General features: G+C 70.7%; 22 protein-coding genes. 13 read left to right on the forward strand and 9 right to left on the reverse strand.

Annotated features, from left to right (window positions below; all coding sequences use genetic code 11):
• Positions 1–3 precede the first annotated feature (3 nt).
• Genes OG841_RS26065 through OG841_RS26085 form a run of 5 tightly spaced genes read left to right on the forward strand, consistent with a single transcriptional unit; the run spans position 4 to position 5,937 of the window.
• Positions 4–1,845, forward strand: a complete 1,842-nt coding sequence (locus OG841_RS26065; RefSeq protein WP_371566936.1) for an acetyl/propionyl/methylcrotonyl-CoA carboxylase subunit alpha — start codon at positions 4–6, stop codon at positions 1,843–1,845.
• Positions 1,846–1,887: 42 nt separating this feature from the next.
• Positions 1,888–3,018 carry an acyl-CoA dehydrogenase family protein gene (locus tag OG841_RS26070; RefSeq protein ID WP_371566937.1) on the forward strand — a complete coding sequence of 377 codons (1,131 nt, stop codon included), beginning with the start codon at positions 1,888–1,890 and terminating at the stop codon, positions 3,016–3,018.
• Between the two features lie 17 nt (positions 3,019–3,035).
• Entirely contained in the window at positions 3,036–4,604 is a 1,569-nt protein-coding gene (locus tag OG841_RS26075) for a 4-coumarate--CoA ligase family protein (protein ID WP_371566938.1), read from the forward strand.
• Positions 4,601–5,335: an enoyl-CoA hydratase family protein gene (locus tag OG841_RS26080; protein WP_371566939.1), complete on the forward strand. Its 735-nt coding sequence runs from the start codon at positions 4,601–4,603 to the stop codon at positions 5,333–5,335. The genes OG841_RS26075 and OG841_RS26080 overlap by 4 nt, the downstream gene beginning before the upstream one ends.
• Positions 5,323–5,937, forward strand: coding sequence for a TetR/AcrR family transcriptional regulator (locus tag OG841_RS26085; RefSeq protein ID WP_266563291.1), 615 nt, complete (start codon positions 5,323–5,325; stop codon positions 5,935–5,937). Before OG841_RS26080 ends, OG841_RS26085 begins: the two co-directional genes overlap by 13 nt.
• On the opposite strand, the gene OG841_RS26090 is transcribed toward OG841_RS26085, so the two are convergent.
• The gene (locus OG841_RS26090) at positions 5,934–7,046 is read right to left on the reverse strand and encodes a citrate synthase 2 (RefSeq protein WP_326667271.1); all 1,113 of its coding nucleotides are present in this window, start codon (positions 7,044–7,046) and stop codon (positions 5,934–5,936) included. The genes OG841_RS26085 and OG841_RS26090 overlap by 4 nt on opposite strands.
• 127 nt (positions 7,047–7,173) lie before the next feature.
• On the opposite strand from OG841_RS26090, the gene pdxH reads away from it, so the two are divergent.
• Positions 7,174–7,845, forward strand: coding sequence for a pyridoxamine 5'-phosphate oxidase (pdxH, locus tag OG841_RS26095; protein ID WP_328639278.1), 672 nt, complete (start codon positions 7,174–7,176; stop codon positions 7,843–7,845).
• Between the two features lie 20 nt (positions 7,846–7,865).
• Here the strand turns inward: pdxH and OG841_RS26100 are convergent, their stop codons facing one another.
• The 3 genes from OG841_RS26100 to OG841_RS26110 all read right to left on the reverse strand — a co-directional run bounded on the left by OG841_RS26100 (position 7,866) and on the right by OG841_RS26110 (position 10,249).
• On the reverse strand, positions 7,866–9,278 hold the full coding sequence (locus OG841_RS26100; protein WP_328639277.1) for a PAS domain-containing protein: 1,413 nt from the start codon (positions 9,276–9,278) through the stop codon (positions 7,866–7,868).
• A gap of 121 nt (positions 9,279–9,399) precedes the next feature.
• Complete coding sequence (locus OG841_RS26105; protein ID WP_328639276.1) at positions 9,400–9,864, reverse strand: GNAT family N-acetyltransferase; 465 nt, start codon at positions 9,862–9,864, stop codon at positions 9,400–9,402.
• Complete coding sequence (locus tag OG841_RS26110; RefSeq protein ID WP_328639275.1) at positions 9,851–10,249, reverse strand: RidA family protein; 399 nt, start codon at positions 10,247–10,249, stop codon at positions 9,851–9,853. The genes OG841_RS26105 and OG841_RS26110 overlap by 14 nt, the downstream gene beginning before the upstream one ends.
• Before the next feature lie 594 nt (positions 10,250–10,843).
• Between OG841_RS26110 and iscB the strand changes: the two genes are divergently transcribed.
• Entirely contained in the window at positions 10,844–12,145 is a 1,302-nt protein-coding gene (gene iscB / locus OG841_RS26115; protein WP_371566940.1) for an RNA-guided endonuclease IscB, read from the forward strand.
• A 285-nt stretch (positions 12,146–12,430) separates the two neighbouring features.
• On the opposite strand, the gene OG841_RS26120 is transcribed toward iscB, so the two are convergent.
• Positions 12,431–13,207, reverse strand: coding sequence for an SIS domain-containing protein (locus tag OG841_RS26120; RefSeq protein ID WP_328639273.1), 777 nt, complete (start codon positions 13,205–13,207; stop codon positions 12,431–12,433).
• A 205-nt stretch (positions 13,208–13,412) separates the two neighbouring features.
• Here OG841_RS26120 and OG841_RS26125 point away from each other — a divergent pair, with 205 nt between their 5' ends.
• Both OG841_RS26125 and OG841_RS26130 read left to right on the forward strand, forming a co-directional pair.
• A complete protein-coding gene (locus OG841_RS26125; protein WP_057608532.1) occupies positions 13,413–14,105 on the forward strand; it encodes a metal-dependent transcriptional regulator in 693 nt (230 codons plus the stop codon).
• A 547-nt stretch (positions 14,106–14,652) separates the two neighbouring features.
• Complete coding sequence (locus OG841_RS26130; RefSeq protein ID WP_328639272.1) at positions 14,653–15,573, forward strand: alpha/beta fold hydrolase; 921 nt, start codon at positions 14,653–14,655, stop codon at positions 15,571–15,573.
• Positions 15,574–15,664: 91 nt separating this feature from the next.
• On the opposite strand, the gene OG841_RS26135 is transcribed toward OG841_RS26130, so the two are convergent.
• The 3 genes from OG841_RS26135 to OG841_RS26145 all read right to left on the reverse strand — a co-directional run bounded on the left by OG841_RS26135 (position 15,665) and on the right by OG841_RS26145 (position 18,747).
• Positions 15,665–17,254 carry a transporter gene (locus OG841_RS26135; protein ID WP_328639271.1) on the reverse strand — a complete coding sequence of 530 codons (1,590 nt, stop codon included), beginning with the start codon at positions 17,252–17,254 and terminating at the stop codon, positions 15,665–15,667.
• A complete protein-coding gene (locus tag OG841_RS26140; RefSeq protein ID WP_328639270.1) occupies positions 17,251–18,021 on the reverse strand; it encodes an ABC transporter ATP-binding protein in 771 nt (256 codons plus the stop codon). The genes OG841_RS26135 and OG841_RS26140 overlap by 4 nt, the downstream gene beginning before the upstream one ends.
• 63 nt (positions 18,022–18,084) lie before the next feature.
• Entirely contained in the window at positions 18,085–18,747 is a 663-nt protein-coding gene (locus tag OG841_RS26145; RefSeq protein ID WP_266563312.1) for a bifunctional DNA primase/polymerase, read from the reverse strand.
• 470 nt (positions 18,748–19,217) lie between these two features.
• Here OG841_RS26145 and OG841_RS26150 point away from each other — a divergent pair, with 470 nt between their 5' ends.
• Both OG841_RS26150 and OG841_RS26155 read left to right on the forward strand, forming a co-directional pair.
• Positions 19,218–20,603 carry a transcriptional regulator gene (locus OG841_RS26150; protein ID WP_328639269.1) on the forward strand — a complete coding sequence of 462 codons (1,386 nt, stop codon included), beginning with the start codon at positions 19,218–19,220 and terminating at the stop codon, positions 20,601–20,603.
• A 170-nt stretch (positions 20,604–20,773) separates the two neighbouring features.
• Entirely contained in the window at positions 20,774–22,588 is a 1,815-nt protein-coding gene (locus OG841_RS26155; RefSeq protein WP_328639268.1) for a hypothetical protein, read from the forward strand.
• A gap of 36 nt (positions 22,589–22,624) precedes the next feature.
• Here the strand turns inward: OG841_RS26155 and OG841_RS26160 are convergent, their stop codons facing one another.
• Positions 22,625–23,962, reverse strand: a complete 1,338-nt coding sequence (locus OG841_RS26160; protein WP_328639267.1) for an ABC transporter substrate-binding protein — start codon at positions 23,960–23,962, stop codon at positions 22,625–22,627.
• Positions 23,963–24,080: 118 nt separating this feature from the next.
• On the opposite strand from OG841_RS26160, the gene OG841_RS26165 reads away from it, so the two are divergent.
• Both OG841_RS26165 and purU read left to right on the forward strand, forming a co-directional pair.
• Positions 24,081–24,581, forward strand: a complete 501-nt coding sequence (locus OG841_RS26165) for an SCO4402 family protein (protein ID WP_079072335.1) — start codon at positions 24,081–24,083, stop codon at positions 24,579–24,581.
• A 46-nt stretch (positions 24,582–24,627) separates the two neighbouring features.
• A complete protein-coding gene (gene purU / locus OG841_RS26170; protein ID WP_328639266.1) occupies positions 24,628–25,497 on the forward strand; it encodes a formyltetrahydrofolate deformylase in 870 nt (289 codons plus the stop codon).
• The last annotated feature ends 123 nt before the right edge of the window (positions 25,498–25,620 follow it).

Raw genomic sequence — 25,620 nt, forward strand, 5'->3', positions numbered from 1 at the left:
TCAGTGATCACTTCTGTGCTCGTCGCCAACCGGGGCGAGATCGCCTGCCGGATCTTCCGCACCTGTGGTGAGTCGGGAATCCGAACCGTCGCGGTGCACTCGGACCCGGACGCGAACGCCCTCCACACGCGCGTGGCGGACGCGGCCGTACGACTCCCGGGAGCGGCCCCCGCCGACACCTACCTGCGCGCCGACCTGATCGTGAAGGCGGCGATCGCCTCCGGCGCCGACGCCGTGCACCCCGGCTACGGCTTCCTCTCCGAGAACGCCGACTTCGCGCGGGCGGTTCTGGACGCGGGCCTGGTCTGGATCGGTCCCCCGCCGTCCGCGATCGAGGCGATGGCGTCCAAGACGCGTGCGAAGGAACTGATGGGGCTGGCGCCCCTGAGGGACGTGACACCGGCCGACCTGCCGGTGCTGGTGAAGGCGGCCGCGGGTGGCGGAGGACGCGGAATGCGTGTCGTCCGCCGCATCGAGGACCTGGCCGCCGCCCTGGAGAGCGCACGCGCCGAGGCCGCGAGCGCCTTCGGCGACGGCGAGGTCTTCGTCGAGCCGTACGTCGAGGACGGCCGCCACGTCGAGGTCCAGATCCTCGCCGACACCCACGGCACGGTGTGGGCCCTGGGCACCCGCGACTGCTCCCTCCAGCGCCGCCACCAGAAGGTGATCGAGGAGGCCCCGGCCCCCGGACTCCCGCAGGACCTCAGTGAGGAACTGCACGAGCTGGCGGTACGAGCCGCGCGCGCGGTGGACTACGTGGGCGCGGGCACGGTCGAGTTCCTGGTCTCCGGCACCAAGGCCCACTTCCTGGAGATGAACACCCGCCTCCAGGTCGAACACCCGGTGACGGAGGCGGTGTTCGGCATCGACCTGGTGGCGGAACAGATCCGCGTCGCCGAAGGGGCCCCTCTGCCCGACGAGCCCCCACGCGCGCGTGGCCACGCCGTCGAAGCGCGCCTCTACGCCGAGGACCCCGCGCGGGACTGGACCCCCCAGACCGGCACCCTGCACCACCTGTCGGTCCCCCCGTCCGTCCGCCTGGACACGGGCTACGAGAACGGCGACGACATCGGCGTCCACTACGACCCGATGCTCGCGAAGGTCGTCGCGTACGCCCCCACGCGCGCGGAGGCGGTCCGCACTCTGGCGGGCGCCCTGGAGAGGGCGACGATCCACGGCCCGACCACGAACAGGGACCTGCTGGTGAACTCCCTGCGCCACAAGGAGTTCACGACGGCCCGCATGGACACGGGCTTCTACGACCGTCACCTGCCCGAACTCACCGAGCCGCACTCCGACCCGCACGCCCCCCTGGCCGCGGCGCTCGCGGACGCGGTCGGCCGCTCCCGCTTCGGCGGCTGGCGCAACCTGCACTCGGCCCCGCAGACGAAGCGGTACGCGATGGCGGGGGAGGAGCACGAGGTCCACTACCGCCACACGAGGGAGGGCCTGGACGCGGACGGGGTGCGGGTTCTCCACGCGGACACGAGCGGAGTCGTACTCGAAGTGGACGGCGTGCGGCGGAAGTTCGAGGTGGCGCGGTACGGCGACCAGGTGTACGTCAACGGGACGACTCTGACGGCCCTGCCCCGCTTCCCCGACCCGACGGCCCAGCACGCACCGGGTTCCCTCCTGGCTCCGATGCCGGGAACGGTTGTCCGCGTGGCCGACGGACTGGCCGTAGGGACCGCCGTACAGGCGGGAGAGCCCCTCCTGTGGCTGGAGGCGATGAAGATGGAACACAGGATCACGGCGCCCCACGCAGGAACGCTGAGCGCCTTGGAGGCAGTACCCGGCCAACAGGTAACGGTCGGCTCTCTACTAGCGGTGGTGGACGCACCTTAGGGGCGCGGGGAACTGCGCGACCAGCCACGACGAAGGAGCCACATGCCCACGATCGAAACCGATGAGCACAAGTCCCTACGCGAAGCCGTAGCCGCCCTGGGCAAACGCCACGGCCGCGACTTCATCCGAGAACAACTCTGGTCCGAAGCCGCCAAACTCGGCTACCTGGGAGTCAACCTCCCCGAGGAATACGGAGGCGGAGGCGGCGGAATCGCGGAACTCTCCATAGTTCTCGAAGAGTTGGGCGCAGCCGGCTGCCCCCTCCTCATGATGGTCGTGTCTCCCGCCATCTGCGGCACAGTGATCGCCCGCTTCGGCACGGAAGCCCAGAAACAGGAGTGGCTCCCCGCCCTCGCCGACGGCACCCGCACCATGGCCTTCGGCATCACCGAACCGGACGCCGGTTCCAACTCCCACCGCATCACCACCACGGCCCACCGCGACGGAGCCGACTGGCTGCTCACCGGCCGCAAGGTCTTCATCTCCGGCGTGGACATAGCCGACGCCACCCTCATCGTCGGCCGCACGGAAGACTCCCGCACCGGCCGTCTCAAGCCCTGCCTCTTCATCGTCCCCCGAGACGCCGCAGGCTTCACGCGCCGCCAGATGGACATGGAACTCCAGGCGGCGGAAAAGCAGTTCGAGCTGACCCTCGACGACGTACGTCTGCCCGGCGAGGCCCTCGTGGGAGACGAGGACGCGGGCCTTCTCCAGCTCTTCGCCGGCCTCAACCCCGAACGCATCATGACGGCGGCCTTCGCGATCGGCATGGGCCGCTACGCCCTCTCGCAGGCGATCACCTACGCCAGGGACCGCACGGTCTGGAACACCCCCATCGGCGCCCACCAGGCCATCGCCCACCCCCTCGCCCAGGCCCACATCGACCTCGAACTCGCCCGCCTGATGATGCAGAAGGCCGCCCACCTCTACGACGCCGGAGACGACGTGGCCGCGGGAGAGGCCGCCAACATGGCGAAGTACGCCGCGGGAGAGGCCTGTGTGAAGGCGGTGGACCAGGCGGTCCACACCCTCGGCGGCAACGGCCTCACCCGCGAGTTCGGGCTCGCCTCCTTGATAACGGCCGCGCGCGTGGCTCGTATCGCACCGGTGAGCAGGGAGATGATTCTCAACTACGTCTCCCACCAGACCCTGGGCCTGCCCAAGTCGTACTAGGCGCTCTTGGAGGAACCGTGTTCCGCAGCGAGTACGCAGACGTCCCGCCCGTCGAACTCCCCATCCACGACGCGGTCCTCGCCCGGGCCGCCGAGTTCGGTGACGCGCCCGCCCTGATCGACGGGACCGACGGGGCCACCCTCACCTACGGACAGCTCGACCGGTTCCACCGCCGGGTCGCCGCCGGTCTCGTGGAGGCGGGCGTCGCCAAGGGGGACGTGCTCGCGCTGCACAGCCCCAACACGATCGCCTTCCCGGCCGCGTTCTACGCCGCCACGCGCGCGGGTGCCTCCGTCACGACCGTGCACCCGCTCTCCACGCCCGAGGAGTTCGCCAAGCAGCTCAGTGACTCCGCGGCCCGATGGATCGTCACCGTCTCCCCCCTCCTGGAGACGGCACGTCGGGCCGCCGGACTCGCGGGCGGGGTAAGGGAGATCTTCGTCTGCGACAGCGCGCCCGGTCATCGCTCCCTGATCGACATGCTGTCCTCGACGGCCCCCGAGCCGGACCTCGCCATCGACCCGGTGACGGACGTGGCGGCACTGCCGTACTCCTCGGGCACCACCGGCACCCCCAAGGGTGTGATGCTCACCCACCGGCAGATCGCCACCAACCTCGCGCAGCTCGAACCGCTGATGGCGGCGGGCCCCCAGGACCGCATCCTCGCGGTCCTGCCCTTCTTCCACATCTACGGCCTCACGGCCCTCATGAACGCACCCCTGCGCCTCGGCGCCTGTGTCGTCGTCCTGCCCCGCTTCGACCTGGAGACCTTCCTCGCGGCGATCCAGAACCACCGCATCACCGGCCTGTACGTGGCCCCGCCGATCGTCCTCGCCCTCGCCAAACACCCGCTGGTCGAGCACTACGACCTGTCCTCCCTGCGCTACATCGTCAGCGCCGCCGCCCCCCTGGACGCCCGGCTCGCCGCCGCCTGTTCGGCCCGGCTCGGCCTCCCGCCCGTCGGCCAGGCGTACGGCATGACGGAACTCTCGCCCGGCACCCACGTCGTCCCCCTGTCCGCCATGCGCGAGGCACCCCCCGGGACGGTCGGCAAGCTCATCGCCGGCACCGAGATGCGCATCGTCTCCCTCGACGACCCCGACAAGGACCTCGACGTCGGCGAGCCCGGCGAGGTCCTGATCCGCGGCCCGCAGGTCATGAAGGGCTACCTCGGCCGCCCCGACGACACCGCCGCGATGATCGACCCCGACGGCTGGCTGCACACCGGCGACGTCGGCCATGTCGACGCCCACGGCTGGCTGTTCGTCGTCGACCGGGTCAAGGAGCTGATCAAGTACAAGGGCTTCCAGGTGGCCCCCGCCGAACTGGAGGCCCTCCTGCTCACCCACCCCGGCATCGCCGACGCGGCCGTCATCGGCGTCTACAACGACGACGGCAACGAGGTCCCGCACGCCTTCGTCGTCCGCCAGCCGGCCGCCGCCGTCCTCTCCGAGGGCGAGGTCATGATGTACGTCGCCGAGCGCGTCGCCCCCTACAAACGCGTTCGCCAGGTCACCTTCCTCGCCGGAGTGCCCCGGGCCGCCTCCGGCAAGATTCTCCGACGACAGCTCAGGGAGCGCGCATGACACTGATCGGCCGCACGCGCGCGCGTGGCATCGAAACCCTCACCCTCGACTCCCCGCACAACCGCAACGCCCTGTCGGCGGCGCTGGTGGGGGAGCTGGCCTCCTGCCTGGCGGACTGCGCCAAGGAGGACGCCGCGCGCGCGATCGTCCTCACCCACACCGGCAACACCTTCTCGGCGGGCGCCGATCTCAAGGACCCCCCGGACCCGGACGCCCTGGTCGGGCTCCTGCGGCAGATCGTGGAGCTAGGCAAGCCGGTCGTCGCACGCGTCACCGGCCACGTCCGCGCGGGCGGCCTCGGCCTCCTCGCCGCCTGCGACATCGCGGCCGCGTCCACGGAGTCGACGTTCGCCTTCACCGAGGTACGGATCGGGGTCGCCCCCGCGGTCATCTCGCTGACGCTGCTGCCCCGCACCGACCCCCGCGCCCTGGCCCGCCACTACCTCACCGGCGAGCGCTTCGATGCCGCCGAGGCGGCCCGTATCGGCCTGGTGACGACGGCGGGCGACGACGTGGACGCCGTACTCGAACCGATCCTGGACGGTCTGCGCCGGGCCGCCCCCGAGGCCCTGACCGAGACGAAACGGCTGCTCACGGCTAAGGTGCTGGAGACCTTCGACCGGGACGCGGCCCACCTGACCGCGCTCTCGGCACGGCTGTTCGCCTCACCGCACGCGCGCGAGGGCATGACAGCCTTCCTGGAACGACGGGATCCCTCATGGGTGGAGTGACCACGATCGGCGACCGCGCCGAACGCGTGCCCAAGCAGGACCGCAGCCGGGCCACCCGGCAGCGCCTCCTCGAAGCCGCCGTGGCCTGCCTCGCCGAACACGGCTGGGCCGGCTCCACCGTCACCGTCGTCGCCGAACGCGCCGGCGTCTCCCGAGGCGCCGCCCAGCACCACTTCCCGACGCGGGAGGACCTCTTCACGGCGGCGGTCGAATACGTGGCGGAGGAGCGCTCCACGGCCCTGCGCGCCCTGTTCCCGCAGGGCGCGGCGGAAGACCGCCGCGCGGTGATCTCAGCCCTCGTGGACCTCTACACCGGCCCGCTGTTCCGCGCCGCCCTCCACCTCTGGGTCGCCGCCTCCAACGAGGAACAACTGCGCCCTCAGGTCACCGAACTGGAGGCGCGCGTAGGCCGGGAGACCCATCGGATCGCGGTGGACCTGCTGGGCGCGGACGAGTCACGCCCGGGAGTCCGCGAAACCGTCCAGGGCCTCCTGGACATGGCAAGAGGCCTGGGCCTGGCCAACCTCCTCACGGACGACGCGGCCAGACGCGACCGTGTGGTCGCGCAGTGGGCGGTACTGCTGAACGAGGCGCTGGCCTAGTCGGCGATGCCGCCGTACCCCTCGATGTCCCGGGGATCCCGCGCCGAGGGCCCCACATACCGCGCCGAAGGCCGCACCAGCCGCCCCGTCCGCTTCTGCTCGAGAATGTGCGCCGACCACCCCGCCGTACGCGCACACGTGAACATCGACGTGAACATGTGCGCCGGCACCTCCGCGAAGTCGAGCATGATGGCCGCCCAGAACTCCACGTTCGTGGCCAGCACCCGGTCCGGCCGCCGCGCATGCAGCTCCGCCAGCGCCGCCTTCTCCAGCGCCTCCGCGATCTCGAACCGCGGCGCCCCCAACTCCCGCGCGGTACGACGCAGCACACGCGCGCGGGGATCCTCGGCCCGGTACACCCGGTGCCCGAACCCCATCAGCCGCTCACCCCGGTCCAGCGCCTGCTTCACGTACGCCTCGGCGTCCCCGGTCCGCTCGATCTCCTCGATCATCCCGAGCACCCGGGAGGGCGCCCCGCCGTGCAGCGGCCCGGACATGGCACCCACGGCCCCGGAGAGCGCGGCGGCGACATCGGCCCCCGTGGAGGCGATCACGCGCGCGGTGAACGTGGACGCGTTCATCCCGTGCTCCGCCGCCGACGTCCAGTAGGCGTCCACGGCGGCCACATGCTTGGGATCCGGCTCCCCCCGCCAGCGGATCATGAACCGCTCGACGACGGACTGCGCCTTGTCGATCTCCCGCTGCGGCACCATCGGCAGCCCCTGCCCGCGCGCGGACTGGGCGACGTACGAGAGGGCCATCACGGCGGCCCGGGCGAGGTCGGCACGCGCCTGCCCGGCATCGATGTCGAGCAGCGGCTTGAGGCCCCACACCGGCGCGAGCATGGCGAGCGCCGACTGTACGTCCACGCGGATGTCCCCGGAGTGCACCGGGATCGGGAACGGCTCGGCGGGCGGCAGACCGGGATTGAAGGCGCCGTCGACCAGCAGCCCCCACACGTTGCCGAACGAGACATGGCCGACCAGATCCTCGATGTCGACGCCCCGGTACCGCAGCGCGCCGCCCTCCTTGTCCGGTTCGGCGATCTCCGTCTCGAACGCGATGACCCCCTCGAGGCCAGGGACAAAACCGGGGTCGAAGTCGGACATCAGGCGGCTCCTCATGATGTGTACGACGGATGACTTCACGATATCCCCGAGTGCCACCTTTGGGGAGTCTCTGCGGCACTCAGTGCCACCATCGGTGGGCGAGCCATCCGTACGGCAAGATGACCGCGTGACCGACGCAGCAGACGCCGCCGCCCCGGACCCCGCCTCCATGCGCCAGCAGTACCGCACCGTGGGTCTCGCCGAGACCGACCTGGCCGCCACCCCCGTCGAACAGTTCGCGCGCTGGTTCAAGCAGGCGGCCACCGAGGCACACCTCTTCGAACCGAACGCCATGGTCGTCTCCACCGCCGACGCCGAGGGCCGCCCCAGCTCCCGCACGGTGCTCCTCAAGCAGTTCGACGAACAGGGCTTCGTCTTCTACACGAACTACGACTCCCGCAAGGCGCGGGACCTCGCACAGAACCCGTACGTCTGCCTGCTCTTCCCCTGGCACCCCATGGGCCGCCAGGTCATCGTCACCGGCCTCGCCCGCCGCACCGGCCGCGACGAGACCGCCGCCTACTTCCGCACCCGCCCCCACGGCTCCCAGCTCGGCGCCTGGGCCAGCGCCCAGTCCTCGGTGATCGACGCGCGCGAGCAGGTCGACACCGCATACGCCGAACTGGCCGCCCGCTACCCCGAGGGCGAACAGGTCCCGGTCCCCCCGAACTGGGGCGGCTTCCGAGTGGCACCGGACCAGATCGAGTTCTGGCAGGGCCGCGAGAACCGGCTCCACGACCGACTGCGGTACGTGGCGGAGGCGGACGGCAGCTGGCGGGTGGAGCGGCTGAGCCCCTGAAGGAGCGGCTCGACGCAGCCCTACGCCCGCCCCACCACCCCGCCCAGATCCAGCGCCGCGGCGATCCGGACCGCCACGTCCTCCGCGTACACCGCGTCGCCCCGCTCGAACTGTCCCCTCCCGGACCCCCGCAGGAACGTCACGACTCCGAGCGTCCGCCCCCGGCTCCGCAGCACCGCGCACAACGCGTGCACCACATCCGGAGGCCACTGCCGGGCCAGGGCCCACTCACGGGCCCGCTCGCCCGACACCGACCCCACACTCGCCCGCACCGAACCCACCCGGTCCACGCACTGCAGCGCCGGATGCCCCTCCCCGTACCGCACGGGCAACCCGGCCTTGCCCGACGCCTGCAGACTCGGCCCAGGTGCCCCCGACGGCGTCGCGGCGACCCGTACCAGACGGACCGGATCCGTCTCCTCGCCGTCGGCCACGGCGCCCCCGGACACCCGGTCGATCAGCGCGTGGTCGGCGAACCCGGCAAGGGCGAAGTCCAGATGTACGACGGCAGCCTCGACCGGATCCTCGCACTCCGCGGCCGCCCGGGCCGCCCGGTGCAGCTGATTCGTCCGGAACCGCAGCAGCGAGGCCTCCTGCTCGCTCTGCTTGGCCTCGGTGACGTCCTGGAACAGCCAGCCGACACCCAACGGCACCGGCTCCTCCGCGAGCGGCGAGGCCAGCCGCACGAACCCGCAGCGCCAGCAGCGCCGCTTCTCGCCGTCCGGTGTCCGCACCCCCACCCAGATCTCGGCCGGCGCCGGTGGCGCGCCCTCGGCCAGCACATGGGTGAGCGCGCTCTCCAGCTCCTCCACGCCCTGCGCGAGGAGCTCCCCCAGGGGCCGCCCCAGCACGGACGTACGCCCGATGCCCAGCGACCGGGCCGCATGCGCGTTGACCACGGCCGGCCGAAGATCGGCGTCGACGAGCACGACACCCCACGAGGCGTCCTCGAACAGCGCCTCGCTCAGCGCGATCGACCGCTCCAGGTCGATCTGCGTGTGCACCTCGCTGAAGGCGCAGTACACCCCGGCCGGCTTCCCGTCGGGCCCGCGTACGGCCGCGGACTGGGTGCGTACGAGCACCCGGCCGCCGTCCTTGGTCAGCAGCGCGAACTCGTGCACCTGCCGCCCGAGGGCCTGCATGGCGGACATCAGCCGCGCCTCGACCTCTTCGGCGTCCGCGCGCCGTACCGCCCACCCGGCGAACCCGTGCCGCCCCACGGCCTCGGCCGCGGTCCAGCCGAGGATCCGCTCGGCCTCACGATTCCAATGGGTGACGACACCGTCCGCGTCGAAGGCACACAGTGCCGCGTCCATCCCGTCGAGGAGCGCGGCGAGCAGGTCCGAGCCGCCGTCCGATCCCTCCGGACCGTCCGGCCCGGGCCCGTCCGGACCCAGCTCGTCGGTGGTCCCACTACGCCGGGAAGCACTCACCTGGACCCCCTGCCGGCTGCTTCACTCACTAACAATCATTCAACTCGAACGTGACGCAGCACACACCAGATTCCCGCAAGATTGAAGGAATCGTTGTACGCCGGAAACGCTCCGAATCCCCTTAAACAGCTCTCCGGTCCGGCTCCAGCCGCAGGTCGATCCACTCGTCGCTCTCGCCGTCCAGCACATACCGGTCGACCTCGACGAACCCGCGCGCCAGCGCGAACCGCACTCCGTCCCCATTGACGGCCAGCACACATGTCTCGATCACCCGGGCGCCGAGCACACGCGCATGATCAAGACCCTTCTCGTACAGAGCCGTCCCGAAACCCCGCCTCCGGTAATCGGGCAGCACGCGCGCGATGACGGTCGCCACGGAGTCGTCTCCGTGTGGGGGCCGCACGGTCGAGCAGCCCACGAGCGTGTCCCCGAGATACGCGTTCTCCAGCCGATACCGCCCGGCACGCTCGCGTGCCCCTTCGGCACTCATGGCAGCCGGCGGAACGATCGCGTTGTGCACATACCGCCACTGCTCGAGCATGCCGTCCCCGACGACGGGCTCGATCCGCAGATCAGACACGGTCACCACTTCCCCTCCGCGCGTCCACCTCTATCTCGATCTTCATCCGAGGGTCGGCGAGGCCGCACACGAACATCGTGGCGGCCGGCCGGACATCGCCGAAGTGGCGGCGCAGGACCGGCCAGCAGGGCTCGAAGTCCTCCCGGTCGGGCAGCAAGTAGCGCACCCGCACCACGTCCGCGAAGCTGCACTCCGCCTCGGCCAGCGCAGCCCCGATGTTCCGCAGACACTGCTCGGCCTGCTCCACCACGTCGTCCGAGATCGTCATCGCGGCATAGTCGAACCCGGTCGTCCCGGACACGTGCACCCAGTCCCCGTCGACCACGGCGCGCGCATACCCGATGCGTTCCTCGAAGGAGGAGCCGCTCATGATCGCTCGTCGCTTTGTCATGCACGGAACGCTAATCGTTGTCAGACCCTCCTGGCGGACAGGTCGGCTTGACGAGATCCCCTAGCAGGTGGATCGACTACGCGTTCGGCTGTTTGGGATCTTTCGCACTGATGAGTGCCTTCTGGTGATTCAACCGATCGGCTGGCACTTGATCACTAACGTTGCAGGCGCACCGAAGAGGGGAGGTCACTCGCTCCCCAACCGCACGGTTGTCGAGTGACCAGCCCCAGTCATCGCGATCCGCAAGATCAGGGAGGTGCCCCGATGACTACGTTCCCCGCAGGCGAGCAGACCCACCAGGCTGTGCTTCCTCAGCAGCCTGCTCCGGAATCCGTGAGAGCAGACACCCCCGGGAGCAGGGACGAAACGGCTCACGGACACCCCGCCACCGCGCGAGGCACCGGCCGGGAACATGGGCGAGGGGAGACCGACGGGCGCGGCACCAGGCCCCGTCGGCGTCACGCCAAGAACGCTGCCACGGCAGCGGAGGCGGCAGAGAACGGAAGCGGTGAGGCTTCCCCGCACAACCCGCCATACGCGGGCGGCATCGGCGCGAGCAGGGTCTTCGTGCTGTCCAAGGAGGGGGACCCCCTCATGCCCTGCCATCCGGCTCGGGTCCGCGAACTCCTGGGCAAGGGGAGGGCTGTCGTCGCTCGACAAGTGCCCTTCACCATCCGGCTGAAGGACCGGACACGCGCGGAATCCGAAGTCGACGGCGTCCAGTTACGCATCGATCCCGGTTCCAAAGGCACCGGTCTCGCCCTCACCGACGAGAAGAAAGAAGTCGATGAGCAAGGCACGGTCGTCACCGTCAGACGCGGCCTCGTAGCGGTTGAACTCCAGCACCGCGGCGACCAGATCCACAGATCCATGCAACAGCGAGCCGGCTACCGACACCGCCGACGCTCCGCCAACTGCCGCTACCGAAAACCCCGCTCAAACAACCGAACTCGCCCCACAGGCTGGCTACCACCCTCCCTGCGCCACCGTGTCGACACCACCTACTCCCAGGCCGCCCGCCTCTGCCGCTACGCACCCGTCACCGAGATCCACATCGAACGCGTAGCGTTCGACACCCACGCCATCGGTGAGGGAAGAGCCCTCACCGCAAGCGAATACCAACAGGGCACACTCGCCGGAACCGAAGCCCGCGCCTACCTACGCGCAAAGTGGAACAACGCCTGCGCCTACTGTGATGCCACCGGCGTACCCCTGAACATCGACCACCTCAGACCTCGCAGCCGAGGCGGCTCCAACCGCATCTCCAACCTCGTCCTCGCCTGCGCCCCCTGCAACCAGGCCAAGAACAACACCCCCGTCGAGATCTTCCTCGCCGACCAGCCCGACCGGCTTGCGAAGATCGTCCGTCAGCTCAGAACGCCACTCCAGGACGCCGCCGCCATGAACGCGACCCGATGGCAGCTCACGGGGAGACTCAGCGACCTCGGCAGGCCTGTTCACGCCTGGTCAGGCGGTCGTACGAAGTGGAACCGAAGTGCCATGGGGCTGCCGAAGACGCACACCTTGGACGCGCTGTCCGTCGGGCGTCTGGACCATGAGAGCGGCGACGCCATCGTGCGGTATCCCGGGCAGGTGCTCGTCGTCAGAGCGACAGGACGCGGGTCGTACGCCCGCACAACTCCGGACCGCTTCGGATTTCCGCGGCTCCGCCGAGCCCGTGCCAAACAGCACTTCGGGTACGTGACCGGCGATCTCGTACGGGCCGATGTCCCGACGGGCAAGTGGGCAGGCGCCTGGACCGGCCGCATCTCCGTCCGTGCAAGGGGACAGCACAGCATGGCGATGCCCGAAGGCCGTATCAACGTTTCCCACTGGAATCTGAAGCTGTTGCAGCGGGGCGACGGATACGGCTACAGCACCCGCCTGGAGCCTTAAGAGTCGGCATCCCGAAAAACCAGTTGATCGGCGCCGGAACCCTTCCTAGTGTGTGGTTCACGCCGAAGGGAGGTGATCGGGTACATGAATGAAACCCGGACTAGCGAGGTGGCTGCGGGCTAGCGCCCGTCACCCACTGAGTGCGGTGCCGGACCCGCGTGTACGAGATGCACGCAGCCGGCCAATTCAACGCAGTCACCCGACCCGCGAGCTCGCCGGTACGTCCGGCCGGCTCCCTCGCCGCAAGGCAGAGGGACCAGAGCTCGCGGGTCGTCTGCGTTCTGACTATTGCCGGTAGAAGATCCGGTCCCCGTACTCCTCGAACACCCGCTCATTCCACTCCAGCCCGCCGTCCACGTTCCCCGACCGCAGCAGCGGCGGCTCGATCCCCCGTTCCGCCAGCGCTCCGGCCGCCGTCGCCATCACCGCCTGGAGCAGCGCCGAGGTCACGACCGTGGAGGCGGGGGCGAAGGGGGCCGGGATGGTGTCCAGGGAGAGTTCCGCGTCGCCGACGGCGATCTTGGAGTCGAGGACGACGTCGCAGTGGTCCTTGAGGAAGGTGCCGGAGCTGTGGCGGGGCTGCGTCTGCGTCGTATAGGCGACCGACGTGACGCCGATGACCTTCACGCCGAGGGAGCGCGCGGTCAGGGCCATTTCCACGGGGAGGGCGTTGCGGCCGGAGAGGGAGATGATCACGAGGGCGTCGCCCGCGCGGAGGGGCGAGCAGTTCAGGACCGCGCTCGCGAGGCCGTCGACGCGTTCCAGGGCGGAGCCGAGGGTGGCCGGCATGACGTCGACGCCCACGACTCCCGGGACGGTCAGCAGGTTCATGAGGGCGAGTCCGCCGGCCCGGTAGACGAGGTCCTGCGCGGCGAGCGAGGAGTGCCCGGCACCGAAGGCGAAGAGGCGGCCACCGGCGGCGACGGTGTCGGCGAGCAGCTCGCCGGCCGTCGCGACGGACTCGGCCTCCTCGTCCCGGACTCGTTGCAGCAGCTCGATGGCGGCGTCGAAGAACTGCCCGGACAGCTTGCCGTCAGCGCTCTCGGAGCCCGTCTCGCCCATGCGTCGTCCAACCCTTCGTCGCCGTGTCGCGGATCACCGTGCGGTCTGGACCAGTGGGATGTCAATACGGCCGCACGCCTGGTCGTAACCGCTTGGTTTCAACGGCGCGGCACGCTTGTCAGTGGTATCCGGCAGAATTGGTGCCAGGGCCAGCGCACGCGCCGGGAAGCTGTCGTGCTTCCGGCAATCTCATCAAGGGGCACGTATGTCCGGACTGATCGACACCACGGAGATGTATCTCCGCACCATCCTCGAGCTGGAGGAGGAAGGTGTGGTCCCCATGCGCGCCCGGATCGCCGAGCGGCTCGACCAGAGCGGGCCGACGGTCAGCCAGACCGTGGCGAGGATGGAGCGGGACGGGCTGGTGTCGGTCGCCAGTGACCGGCATCTGGAGCTGACGGACGAGGGCCGGCGGCTGGCCACGCGCGTGATGCGCAAGCACCGGCTCGCGGAGTGTCTGCTGGTCGACGTGATCGGTCTGGAGTGGGAGCAGGTCCACGCGGAGGCGTGTCGCTGGGAGCATGTGATGAGTGAGGCGGTGGAGCGCCGGGTGCTGGAGCTGCTGCGTCACCCCACCGAGTCGCCGTACGGCAATCCGATCCCGGGTCTGGAGGAGCTGGGCGAGAAGGACGGTGCCGATCCGTTCCTGGACGAGGGCATGGTGTCGCTGGCCGAGCTGGACCCGGGTCTCGACGGCAAGACGGTCGTCGTACGGCGTATCGGCGAGCCGATCCAGACGGACGCGCAGCTGATGTACACGCTGCGTCGGGCGGGTGTGCAGCCCGGTTCGGTGGTGAGCGTGACGGAGTCGGCGGGCGGGGTGCTGGTGGGCAGCGGCGGCGAGGCCGCGGAGCTGGAGTCGGATGTTGCCTCGCATGTGTTCGTGGCCAAGCGCTGACGGTCGCCAGGGGGTTCAACTCCCGGGTCCTGTGGGGCAGTTGTGGCGTTCCTGAGCCTCTTCCCGGGGGCCGTCGACACCAAGATTCAGTGTGCGGAATCGCAGCGCTTCGACGCTTCCCGTGCGAGGCTGTCGCGTGGGGCATATGACCTGAGGGGGGCGGGCGGATGTGCCGTAGGCGTATGGATGGCCCCGGCACCTTTCGGTGCCGGGGCCGGTCCTCCCCTGTGCTGACCCGGAGCCCCGAGCTCTCAGGGTCATTCCCCTCGGACCGATTTCCCCGAGCGGTCCGCCTCCCGCTGAAGATCTCCCCTCGGCGGCGGCGATCATTCCTTGAGCGAGGTCACTCGAACGAGGGGTGTTGTCGTTCCGAGGGCCCATCTTCGAATGCGCATTCGATAATCTGCGAGTGACGGGACGCACGAGGCGTGCGCTGGAGAGATGTACGGCGAGCAACGACAGACAGGACAGGCACGGCAGTCAGGACACGGTTCACAGGGCGGCCCGAGCGGGAGCGGGCGGTCCGGGCGGAGCTAGGGGGGTGCCAATGGCGCGGCGCATCGACGTGACCGGGGCGGGCGGCGTACGTCTTGCGGCCTGGGAGTTCGGTGACCCTCCCAAGACCGACCCGGCGGATCCGGCGGATCCGGCGAGGGACCACCCGGAAGCTCCGGAGAAACGATCACCGGGGGTGCTGTTACTCCACGGCCTGATGGGCCGAGCCTCGCACTGGGCGTCCACCGCCCGCTGGCTCTCCGAGCGCTACCGCGCCGTCGCGCTCGACCAGCGCGGTCACGGCCAGAGCGACAAGCCCCCTCGGGCCGCTTTCACCCGTGACGCGTACGTCGAGGACGCCGAGGCCGCCCTCGAACAGCTCGGTCTGGCCCCGACCGTCCTGATCGGCCATGCCATGGGCGCCCTCACCGCCTGGCAGCTCGCCGCGCGGCGGCCCGATCTGGTCCGTGGGGTGATCATCTGCGACATGCGGGCCTCCGCGCTCGGCGCCGCCTCGCAGCGGGAGTGGGGCGAGTGGTTCAAGGCCTGGCCCGTCCCCTTCGCCACGCTCGCCGACGTACGCAAGTGGTTCGGCGAGGACGACCCCTGGGTGGAGCGGCCCAACCCGGCGCGCGGCGAGTTCTACGCCGAGGTGATGGCCGAGTCCCCCGACGGCTGGCGCCCCGTCTTCGAGCCCGACCAGATGCTGTCCTCCCGCGAGACCTGGGTCTACGACGCCCACTGGGAGGAACTCACCCAGGTCAGGTGCCCCGCCCTGGTGGTCCGCGGCCTCGACGGTGAACTGGGCCGCGCCGAGGCCCAGGAGATGGTCCGCGTCCTGCCCCGCGGCCAGTACGCCGAGGTGGCCGACGCCGGCCACCTCGTCCACTACGACCAGCCGGAGGCATGGCGGGCAGCCATAGAGCCCTTCCTGGACGGCCTGGACGGCCCGGCCGGCTTGGACAACGACTGACGGGCCGCGGTAACCGCCAGGGCCTCCCGCGGCCGTCACCGCGCCCCCGCCCCCGGCCCGCGGCACCGTCCCGCCCGCCCGCGGCCACACGTCAGCCCTTGCTGACCGCCACCAGGATCTCCGGGAGTTGGCGGGCGGTTCGTGGGGCTGCCAGTCGTAGTCCCGCCAGCGTGATCGCGGTGCCGTACACCGCGCCGATCGGCAGCAGGACCCAGCTCCACTCGTCGCCGTCCGCGCTGAGGTTGGCCCAGATCGTCAAGGCGATCACGGGAGCGCACAGCAGGGCGGCCGAGACCATCCCTCCGACGACGGCGGCAGCGGCGAGGCCGGACTGTCCCGGGGCCACGTTCTTGTAGCCCTCCTGCGGAATCGAGTAGGGAAAGCGCGCCGACGTCCACGCCCCGGTCGCCAGCATCGCCCCGAGCAGAGCGAAGGACACGCCGAGCACCTCGGGCAGCTTCGGCCAGTCGTCGATGAGCGCGGTCGTCAGTACTGTGACGAGGGTGGCGTACGGCAATGTGATCACCAGCAACGCCAGCGCACGCCCCCGCAGTTCGACGTAGGCGTCCCGCGTCGAGGAGATGGTCATCGCGACCATCCAGAACGCGGAGGTGTCCTGCCCGAACTGGTTGTACATCTGCACGCCGAGCATTCCCGCGGCGAAGCACGCGAAGTAGATGGACCCCGTGCCCTGCAGCGCGTTGAACACCGGCACGATCAGCCCGATGGCCAGCGAAGTCACCCACGCGGCCTTGGTCTTGGGGTCGCGCCACACATAGCGCAGGCTGCGTTCCATGACGGTGCCCGTGCGGCCGGCCGGCAGCAGCCGGGCGAGCCCCGTCGAGCTCCGCTCACGGGCGGCCCCCTGGGCGGCGGGGAGGGTGGAGCCGTCGGGGGAGGTCATCAACCGGGTCAGATGGCGGGACCAGAGGGCGAGCAGACCGACCAACGCTGCTGCGGACAGAAGGAGTTGGAGGACAGCGATCCCGTACGACCCCTCGCTCGCCGAGTCGACCGCCCCGATCGCCGAGGCGGGCGGGATCCACTTCAGCACCTCGGCAGGCCCGTCCAGCTGCCCCAGCCCACCCGAACCGAGCCGCTGCGCACCGAAGTTCACGGCCTGCGCGCCGATCGCGATGACCAGTCCGCTCAGCACCGCCAGATCGCGGCCCTTGCGGCTGGTCAGCAGCCGGATGTTGGCCACGGCGACGGCCCGCGCGAGGGCCACGCAGACCAGCAGCGCGAGCACGACACCGATCACGGAGACGACGTACGCCGACGCGCCGTGCGCGACCGAGACGACGGACCCGACGAGCATGCAGAGCGTGAACACCGGCCCGATACCGACCAGCGAGGCCACCAGCAGCGCCCGTACGAGGGGCCGGGGCCGCAGCGGCAGCATCACCAGGCGGGTGGGGTCGAGGGTCTCGTCGCCGCCGGGGAAGAACAGCGGCATCACGGCCCAGCCGGCCGCCAGCACGGCGACCAGCGGGACGACGACGGAGGCGGCGTGCTCGTCGCCGCGCAGGGCGATGAGGCCGAGCAGCTGAAGGGCGGAGAAGAGGAGTACGGCGACGGCCGAGGCGATGTAGGCGGCCCGCCGCCCGCCGGACTGCCGCAGGCCGTTCCTGAGCAGCGACAGCTTCAGCCGTACGACGACCGGGGTGATGTCTGGGGTCATCGGGCCCCGCCGCCCAGCCAGTCGAGGTTCGCGCCGGTGTCCTGCCCCTGGGCGCCGACCAGTTCGAGGAACGCCCGTTGCAGTGAGGGCGCGCCGCCCCGCACCTCGTCGAGCGTCCCGTGGGCGCGGATGCGCCCGGCGGCCATGACGGCCACCCAGTCGCACAGGGACTCCACGAGCTCCATCACATGCGAGGAGAAGACGACGGTGGCGCCGGAGGCCGTGTAGCGCTCCAGCACGCCCCGGATGGTCTGTGCGGAGACGGGGTCGACGCCCTCGAACGGCTCGTCGAGAAACAGCACTTCGGGGTTGTGGAGCAGGGCCGCCGCGAGCCCGATCTTCTTCCGCATCCCGGTCGAGTAGTCGACGACCAGTTTGTGCTGGGCCCCGGCCAGATCGAGCACGTCGAGCAGCTGAGCGGTCCGCCGGTCGACCTCGGCCCCGGGCAGCCCCCGCAACCGGCCGGAATAGGCGAGCAGTTCACGACCCGACAGCCGCTCGAACAGTCGCAACCCCTCGGGCAGGACGCCGATCCGTGCCTTGACGTTCACCGGGTCCTGCCACACGTCCTGCCCGACGATCTCGACGGACCCCTGATCGGGGCGGAGCAGCCCGGTGACCATGGAGAGAGTGGTGGTCTTCCCGGCCCCGTTGGGCCCGACAAGCCCGATGAACTTCCCAGCAGGCAGTTCGAGATCAATCCCGGCGACAGCAACCTGCTGCCCGAACCGCTTCCAGAGCCCACGCACACTCACAGCCGACGTCATGAACGCCAACCTTAGGCGCGTGGGTGCTGTGCCTTTTCATGCGGCTCCGCCGCGTGGCTCACGTCACCTGTCCCGACCGCAGGCGTAGGCGAGCGGGGAGATCAACTCCTCGGCATCCGGAAGCCAACGGTTCGCAGGTGTCGGACGGCAGGCCCACTGAACGGCACCGGAGGACCCGTACCGAGTGGGGGGACCGGCGACGTACGACCCTTCCCCCAGCGCGATCAGATCGAGCGACGAGGGAGTCCAGCCGAGCTTCCGCACCAGCTCCGGCACCTTCACCGACGCCCCCGGCAACACGAAGAAGTGCATCCGGCGATCGGGCGTCAACGTCACGGGTCCCAGCGTCGACTCCATCCGCTCCATGCGGGCCAGCGCCAGAAACCCCGCCGTCTCCGGAACGGAGATCGCGTCGAACGTCCGGCCGGTCGGCAACAGAATCGAGGCCGTCGGCTGCTTCTGCCACATCCGGCGCGCGACCGTCGCACTGCCGGTGGCCTGCGTCGCCCAGTCCTCCCGAGAGGGATGCGCCCCCGGCGCGGCGCACGCGGCGTCACCGCAGGAACACCGCTGCACCCCGTCGACGGCTTCCAGCCAGGTGCCGGGGAAGACGTCCCAGTGGCGCTCCTCGGCGTATCGAACGGCTGTCTCCAGCAGCGATTCCCCGCGCTGCTTCGGAATCTGAGCGGCTTCGGTGCCCGCGATCGTCTCTTCCACGCTCAGCACAACTCCCGCGCCAACCTGGGGTTACGGCCGGGCCCCGGCGTCGGACCGACTTCTGCCCAGTGAAGCCGGCACGCGTTCCCCCATGTTCGGCTGCGTTCGCGCGGGGGGACCGCGGGGTGGCCCCCGTCGCCACCCGCGAGTCTCGTCCTTCGGGCGGACGGAACCAGTCCGACGCCAGGACCTGCGCGCGCGGGGGAGGAGCATTGATCGGGCATCTGGGGCGCATGGATGCATGTGTGGGGGCGCGCGAGAGGAACCGGGGCGTGAGCGGGGTAACCACGAGAGGGGGGCAGGCTTCTGCCTTTACCCCGGCAATCCTCGCATGCCTCGCATTTTAGACGTCACGGTGGGGCATTGATCTTCACGGCCGGATCTTTTCGGTGGGTTCGAAGGGATCCGACGGACCGATCCGGTGGAAGACACGTCAACTCGGTGCGTGGGCAGGCACCGCAGCCACAGGGGGTACGCCAATGGCCGCAAGGCCTCTCGTCGCGCGGCAGCCGAACGAACGGCTGCAGGCGCTCATCCAGGAGGCGGGGTGCTCGAACGCCGGGCTCGCCCGCCGGGTCAACATGTGCGGCGCCGAGCACGGCCTCGACCTGCGCTACGACAAGACGTCCGTGGCCCGCTGGCTGCGCGGACAGCAGCCGCGGGGCAGGGCGCCCGCGATCATCGCGGAGGCCCTCGGGCGCAAACTCGGCCGTACCGTCACGATCGACGAGATCGGCATGGCCAACGGCAAGAACCTCGCCTCCGGCGTCGGGTTGCAGTTCTCGCCGACGGTCCTGGGCGCCATCGAGCAGGTGTGTGAGCTGTGGCGCAGTGACGTGGGCCGCCGGGACTTCCTGTCCGGGTCCTCGGTCGCCGCGTCCGCGTTGGTCGAGCCGAGCCGCGACTGGCTGATCTCCTCGCCCGACTCGCAGGTGGCGCGCCAGGCGGGCCCGCGCGTGGGGCAGTCCGACGTGGCGGCGGTGCGCGCGATGACGCAGGCGCTCGTCGACCTCGACCACCAGTACGGCAGCGGGCATGTGCGCCCGGTCGTCGTGCACTACCTCAACAGCGTGGTCTCCGGGCTGCTCGCGGGGTCGTACCGGGAGGCGATCGGGCGTGAACTGTTCGCCGCCGTCGCCCGGTTGACGGAGCTCGCCGGATACATGGCGATCGACACCGGGCAACCGGGCCTGGCCCAGCGGTACTACATCCAGGCGCTGCGGCTCGCGCAGGCGGCGGGCGACCGCGGATACGGCGGCTATGTGCTCGCCGCGTCCATGAGCCACCTCGCCGCGCAGCTCGGGAACCCGCGCGAGATCGCCCAGTTGGCGCGGGCGGCGCAGGAGGGGGCGCGGGGTCGGGTGACACCGCGCGCAGAGGCGATGTTCTACGCGGCGGAGGCCCGCGGGCACGCACTCATGGGCGACGCGCGGGCCACCCAGGTGGCGTCCGGACGGGCCGTGCACGCGCTGGAGGCGGCGGACCCCTCCTCGGGCGACGATCCCGCCTGGATCGCGCACTTCGACGAGGCCTATCTGGCCGACGAGTTGGCCCACTGCCACCGCGACCTCGGTCAGGCCGAGGCGGCGGCGCGGTGCGCGCAGGAGTCCCTGGACGGGCTTCCCGAGAACAAGGCGCGTCGGCGGGCCATCGGTCTGGTCCTGCTCGCCTCCGCGCAGGTGCAGCAGCGCGAGATCGAACAGGCCTGCAACACCGGCCTGAAAGCGGTCGAGTTGCTGGAGACCGTGCGCTCCAACCGGGGCGCGGAGTACCTCGACGACTTCCAGCAGCGCCTGGAGCCGTTCCGGGACGAGGCCGTCGTCAGGGAGTTCGGGGCCCGGCTGGACCTTCAGGCGGCCGCGTAAAGGAGGACGTATACAGCGGATGCGGGCCCGGAACTGTCACGTGATCTCCCGGGATTTGTTACTGCGGTCACAGGGACGCAGGTCACGTCCTGTGCTACGTGGCACCGGGCTCGGAGGACCCGGTAGCGTGAACCGACGATTCCGAAGTTCCCGCATCAGTAGGAGTCCCGGTGACGCAGAGTGGACAGGGCGAGCAGCCCTCGGCGCGCGAAGCGCGCGAAGGCATCGTGCTGCCCTCCGACGGCGGGGAACCCCTGCTGCCGGGACAGACGGGTGGCCACGGCGGTCCGCAGCCCGGATACGGGCCCCCGCAGCAGGGCGGTTACGGCGGCCCTCCGCAGCCGGGCCCGTCCGGCCCGGCGCCCGACGCGGCGTACGGCCGGCCTTCGGACGCCCCGTCCTACGGCCAGCCGCCCGGCGGTCAGGCATGGGGCACCCCGTGGGGCCCCGGCCAGCAGCAGGACCAGGCCCAGCAGGGCCAGGATCAGCCGCAGGCCCAGGACTGGTCGCAGCCGCCCACCCAGACCTGGGGCACACCCCAGTCGCCCGGCGGCATACCGCCCCAGTCCCAGCCGCAGCCCGCGCCGGGTTACGACACCGACGAGCCGACCTCGTACTACCTGCCGCCCGTCGGTCAACCCGCCCCCCAGTCCCAGCCGCTGCCCCCGCAGCAGGGCCAGGTCGCGCCCTACGAGGCTCCCGGGGCCGGTGCGCCGCAGCAGCAGCCCGCGCCGGGCTACGACTCCAACGAGCCGACCTCCTACTACCTCCCGCCCGTGGGCCAGCCCCTCCCGTCGGGCCCCGGCATACCCGCCTCCGCGCCCCTGCCGCCCGCCGACGAGGGCGCCACGCAGTTCATACCGCCGGTCGCGGCCGCCCCCGCCACCCACGAGGGGGCCACCCAGTACCTCCCGCCCGTCCGCCCCGGCGCGCTCCCGCCCGAGGTGTCCGCCGAGGCGGCGCACTACCCGAGGCAGCACCCGCAGTCCCCGTACGGCGCGCAGTCCCCGTACGGCGCGCAGCCCCCGCAGAACGCGGCCCCCGGCGCCGGCGCGTTCCCGCCCGCAGCGCCGAGCGGCCCCGACGCCGAGGCCACGCAGTTCATCGCGCCCGTGCCCGGGCAGACCCCCGGCGCACCCTACGGCGGGGAACGGCAGCCGCCCTCCGAGTTCGACAACCTCTTCCGGGGTGGGCCGGGCGCTGACGGCGGGGCCGCGTCCACGCAGCAGATGCCGCGGTTCGCCCAGCCCGAGGCCGTACCGCCCGCGTACGGGGCCCAGCAGCAGGCGTACGGCGCCCAGCCGCCGTACGGCCCGCCCGGCGGTGACGTCTACGACGACGGCGACCGAGGTGGCCGCGGGCGGTCGCGGGTGCCGGTGATCGCAGCCGTGGGCATCGGTATCGTCGTGCTGGGCATCGGTGCGGGCGCGCTGCTCGCCGGGGGCGGGGGCGGCGACGGGGGCGACAAGAACGAGACCGTGTCGGCGACGGCCCCCGCGACCGACGGCTCCGCCTCTCCTTCCTCCGATCCCGCGAAGGGGCAGGCCGCCGAGCTGGACAAGTTGCTCGCCGACAGTGGCAACAGCCGTTCCTCGGTGATCAGCGCGGTGGCGAACGTGAAGTCCTGCAAGAACCTCGGCCAGGCGGCCAAGGATCTGCGGGACGCGGCGGCCCAGCGCACCGGCCTGGTGACTCGGCTCAAGGCGCTCCCCGTCGACCAGTTGCCGAGCCACGCCGAGCTGACCGACGCCCTCACCAGGGCCTGGCAGGCGTCCGCGTCCGCCGACAACCACTACGCGGCCTGGGCCGACCAGTCCGCCGGCAAGAAGGGCTGCAAGAAGGGCCAGGCCCGCATCACGGGCCAGACCCAGGCCGGCAACCGGGACAGCGGCACCGCCAGCACCGAGAAGGCCGAGGCGGCCCGGCTGTGGAACGCGATCGCCAGGAAGTACAGCCTGACCGAGCGCACGGCGACCCAGCTGTGAGCGGTCCGCGGGGGGCGTCTCGGCGCCCCCCGCGGGTCAGTTGACGTCCGCGTTCTGGAGGGTCCTCGTCACGTCGGTGAAGCCCTTGCGGGCCGCCACGAGCTGGCCCTGGCGCACCACCTGGAGCGTCACATGGGCGTTGACCATGCGCGGGAAGCCCACCGAGGCGAGGTCGTCGGTGGAGCTCCAGGTGTCCCGGGTGGTCCACCGCAGCGTCGGTGTCAGACCGCCGGTCGGGATCTTGAGCCCGTTGTTGAGAGTGGCGCGGATGCTGCCGGCGGACACCTCGCCGCTGCCGAGCGACTCGACGGCCTTCTTGAACACCGTGTAGGCGATCCAGGTGGTCTGCACCCCCGCGTCCGCCGAGTCGATGCGGTTGTCGCCGAAGGCCTCCTCGCTGATGACCTTCTTCATCGCGGCCCAGCGGGCATCGCTCTCCACGGGGTACCAGCCGGTGATGTACGAGCCCTCGTAGGGTCCCGACGCCCCGCCTGACGCGTCGATCACCGTCTGGTCGACGCTGCCCATCGCCATGGCCGTGCGCACCTGCGGGTAGTCCGCGCGGGCGCGCCGGAAGGAGTCCATGAAGGTGCTGGTGCGGTCGCCGAGCGCGGGCACCACACACCCCTGCTTCGAGCCGGCAGCCGGGGCGCCGGACGTCGAGCCGTCGAGCGCCTTCGTGGACTGCGCCGAGTACTCGCTGGCGTCGTCCGCGGCCCGCACGTCGCCCGCGGCCCGGTGTCCGCCGGTGGCCAGCCCGGAGTCCAGCAGTACGGGCAGCTCGTCGCCCGCGATGGTGTCGGGCCGTACGAGGGTGACGTTGCCGCAGGCTGTGGCGAGCGCCTTGCCGAGGCCGGCCAGCAGGGTGGGCTGGCCGCCGTTGACGGGGTAGGACAGCGGGCTGGTGAACTCGGCGTTGGTGACGCCGTAGCCGCCTATGTAGGGGATGCCGGCGCCCTCGAGGGGCGGGAAGAAGGAGTCGGCGTATTGGCTGTAGGAGCCGACGACCGCGACGACGTTCTCCTTGACCGCGCGCCGGGCGCACTTCGCCGCGGACACCCCGTCGTTGTGGTCGTTGCAGGTCAGGACGGTGAGCTTACGGCCGTTGATGCCGCCCTTGGAGTTGATCCAGCGGGCGTACGCCTGGGCGAAGGCGGGCATGCCGGGCTTGTTGGTCGCCTTGGTGTCCGACGGGGCCCAGGTCATGACCTTGATCGGGCCGTCCCCGGAACCCCCCGTGGTACCGGGGACGACCCCGCAACCGGCGGCGAGGGAAGCACACGCCACCAGCGCCCCCGCCGCGAGGGCGGTGGCTCTGACGGGCCGGTGGTGCTGGGGGAGGAAGGTGCTGCGGATGCGTCGCCTGCCGGTCATGGACCCACACGCTTCCGTCACATCGCCAACTCGGGAGTGACCCTCGGTAGATGAAGGGTGACGTAAAGGTGAACAGCGGGGGCCTGTGAGGCACGTATGGGGGAAGAACGTACGATCGGTGACCGTGCAAGGTTCGGAGAACTCTTCCCGTCGCGGCCGTCGCTCCTCCACCATGGGCGGCATGCCACTGAACGACATGCCGTGGTGGCGCTGGCGCAGCAATGTGCGCTCCGCGCTGCACATGCTCTCCGACCCGGGGTTCCAGCAGAACGTCTGGCTGGCCGGCGTCGAGGGGTACGGGGACGTCACCGACGCCGTGTACCGCCTCGTCGAGGACACCTGGCTCGACAACTGGTCCGCCGAGAAGTACGTGGGCACGATCTTCCGGGACTCCCAGGAGGCGGCCCTCGTCGACACCGCCGTCCTGCGGGTGCTGCGGATCATGCACCAGGTCGGTCCCGACGCCCCCGTCTCCGTGTACATGGAGAACCCGGGGTGGCCGGACGCGGTGCGGGCGGCGCGGGACGCGCACGTGCGCATGGCGACGGCCGACGGGGAGGACCCGGACGGGCCGCCGCGCACGCTCGAGGTGCTGCAGATCATGACCCGGTCCGCGTGACGGACGCGCTGTCTGCCGCACCGGTGGATATGCGACCCTGTCCTGCATGAACGAGCAGTCCACCCCGGCCGACCAGTACGTCCTGACCCTGTCCTGCCCCGACAAGCAGGGCATCGTGCACGCCGTGTCGAGCTATCTCTTCATGACCGGCTGCAACATCGAGGACAGTCAGCAGTTCGGCGACCACGACACGGGTCTGTTCTTCATGCGCGTCCACTTCTCGGCGGAGGCGCCGGTGAGGGTGGACAAGCTGCGGGCGTCGTTCGCCGCGATCGGTGACTCCTTCGACATGGACTGGCAGATCAACCGGGTCGAGGACCGGATGCGGGTCGTGCTGATGGTCAGCAAGTTCGGGCACTGCCTGAACGACCTGCTCTTCCGTGCGCGCATAGGTGCGCTGCCGGTGGAGATCGTCGCGGTGGTGTCCAACCACACCGACTTCGCCGAGCTCGTGGGGTCCTACAACATTCCCTTCCACCACATTCCGGTGACGCGGGAGAACAAGGCCGAAGCGGAGGCGCGGCTGCTGGAGCTGGTGCGCGAGCAGGACGTCGAACTCGTCGTGCTCGCCCGGTACATGCAGGTGCTGTCCGACGATCTCTGCAAGCAGCTCAGCGGCAAGATCATCAACATCCACCACTCGTTCCTGCCGAGCTTCAAGGGCGCGAAGCCGTATCACCAGGCTCATGCGCGGGGGGTCAAGCTGATCGGGGCGACGGCGCACTATGTGACCGCGGACCTCGACGAGGGGCCGATCATCGAGCAGGAGGTCGAGCGGGTGGGGCACGGCGTGACGCCGGACCAACTCGTGGCGATCGGGCGGGACGTGGAGTGCCAGGCGCTGGCGCGGGCCGTGAAGTGGCACGCCGAGCGCCGGATTCTGCTGAACGGGCGGCGGACGGTCGTGTTCGCCTAGGAGCTCGGGGGCCTGTGCTTGTAGGGCGGCTGCGGGTCAGTGGGGGCTCGTCGCGCAGTTCCCCGCGCCCCTGAAAGACCTCGACTGCACATGCCTCGAGGGGCGCGGGGAACTGCGCGAGCA

It is taken from the genome of Streptomyces canus, assembly GCF_041435015.1.
In the GTDB taxonomy this organism is placed as follows: domain Bacteria; phylum Actinomycetota; class Actinomycetes; order Streptomycetales; family Streptomycetaceae; genus Streptomyces; species Streptomyces canus_G.

Excerpts from the sequence above, each read along its gene's own strand:
- OG841_RS26140 (WP_328639270.1), bottom strand. The coding sequence starts at position 18,021 with ATGACGTCGGCTGTGAGTGTGCGTGGGCTCTGGAAGCGGTTCGGGCAG.
- OG841_RS26125 (WP_057608532.1), top strand. The coding sequence starts at position 13,413 with ATGTCCGGACTGATCGACACCACGGAGATGTATCTCCGCACCATCCTC.
- OG841_RS26130 (WP_328639272.1), top strand. The coding sequence starts at position 14,653 with ATGGCGCGGCGCATCGACGTGACCGGGGCGGGCGGCGTACGTCTTGCG.
- OG841_RS26080 (WP_371566939.1), top strand. The coding sequence starts at position 4,601 with ATGACACTGATCGGCCGCACGCGCGCGCGTGGCATCGAAACCCTCACC.
- OG841_RS26070 (WP_371566937.1), top strand. The coding sequence starts at position 1,888 with ATGCCCACGATCGAAACCGATGAGCACAAGTCCCTACGCGAAGCCGTA.
- OG841_RS26110 (WP_328639275.1), bottom strand. The coding sequence starts at position 10,249 with ATGACAAAGCGACGAGCGATCATGAGCGGCTCCTCCTTCGAGGAACGC.
- OG841_RS26150 (WP_328639269.1), top strand. The coding sequence starts at position 19,218 with ATGGCCGCAAGGCCTCTCGTCGCGCGGCAGCCGAACGAACGGCTGCAG.
- iscB (WP_371566940.1), top strand. The coding sequence starts at position 10,844 with ATGCCCTGCCATCCGGCTCGGGTCCGCGAACTCCTGGGCAAGGGGAGG.
- OG841_RS26160 (WP_328639267.1), bottom strand. The coding sequence starts at position 23,962 with ATGACCGGCAGGCGACGCATCCGCAGCACCTTCCTCCCCCAGCACCAC.
- OG841_RS26090 (WP_326667271.1), bottom strand. The coding sequence starts at position 7,046 with ATGTCCGACTTCGACCCCGGTTTTGTCCCTGGCCTCGAGGGGGTCATC.
- OG841_RS26120 (WP_328639273.1), bottom strand. The coding sequence starts at position 13,207 with ATGGGCGAGACGGGCTCCGAGAGCGCTGACGGCAAGCTGTCCGGGCAG.
- OG841_RS26135 (WP_328639271.1), bottom strand. The coding sequence starts at position 17,254 with ATGACCCCAGACATCACCCCGGTCGTCGTACGGCTGAAGCTGTCGCTG.
- purU (WP_328639266.1), top strand. The coding sequence starts at position 24,628 with ATGAACGAGCAGTCCACCCCGGCCGACCAGTACGTCCTGACCCTGTCC.
- OG841_RS26085 (WP_266563291.1), top strand. The coding sequence starts at position 5,323 with ATGGGTGGAGTGACCACGATCGGCGACCGCGCCGAACGCGTGCCCAAG.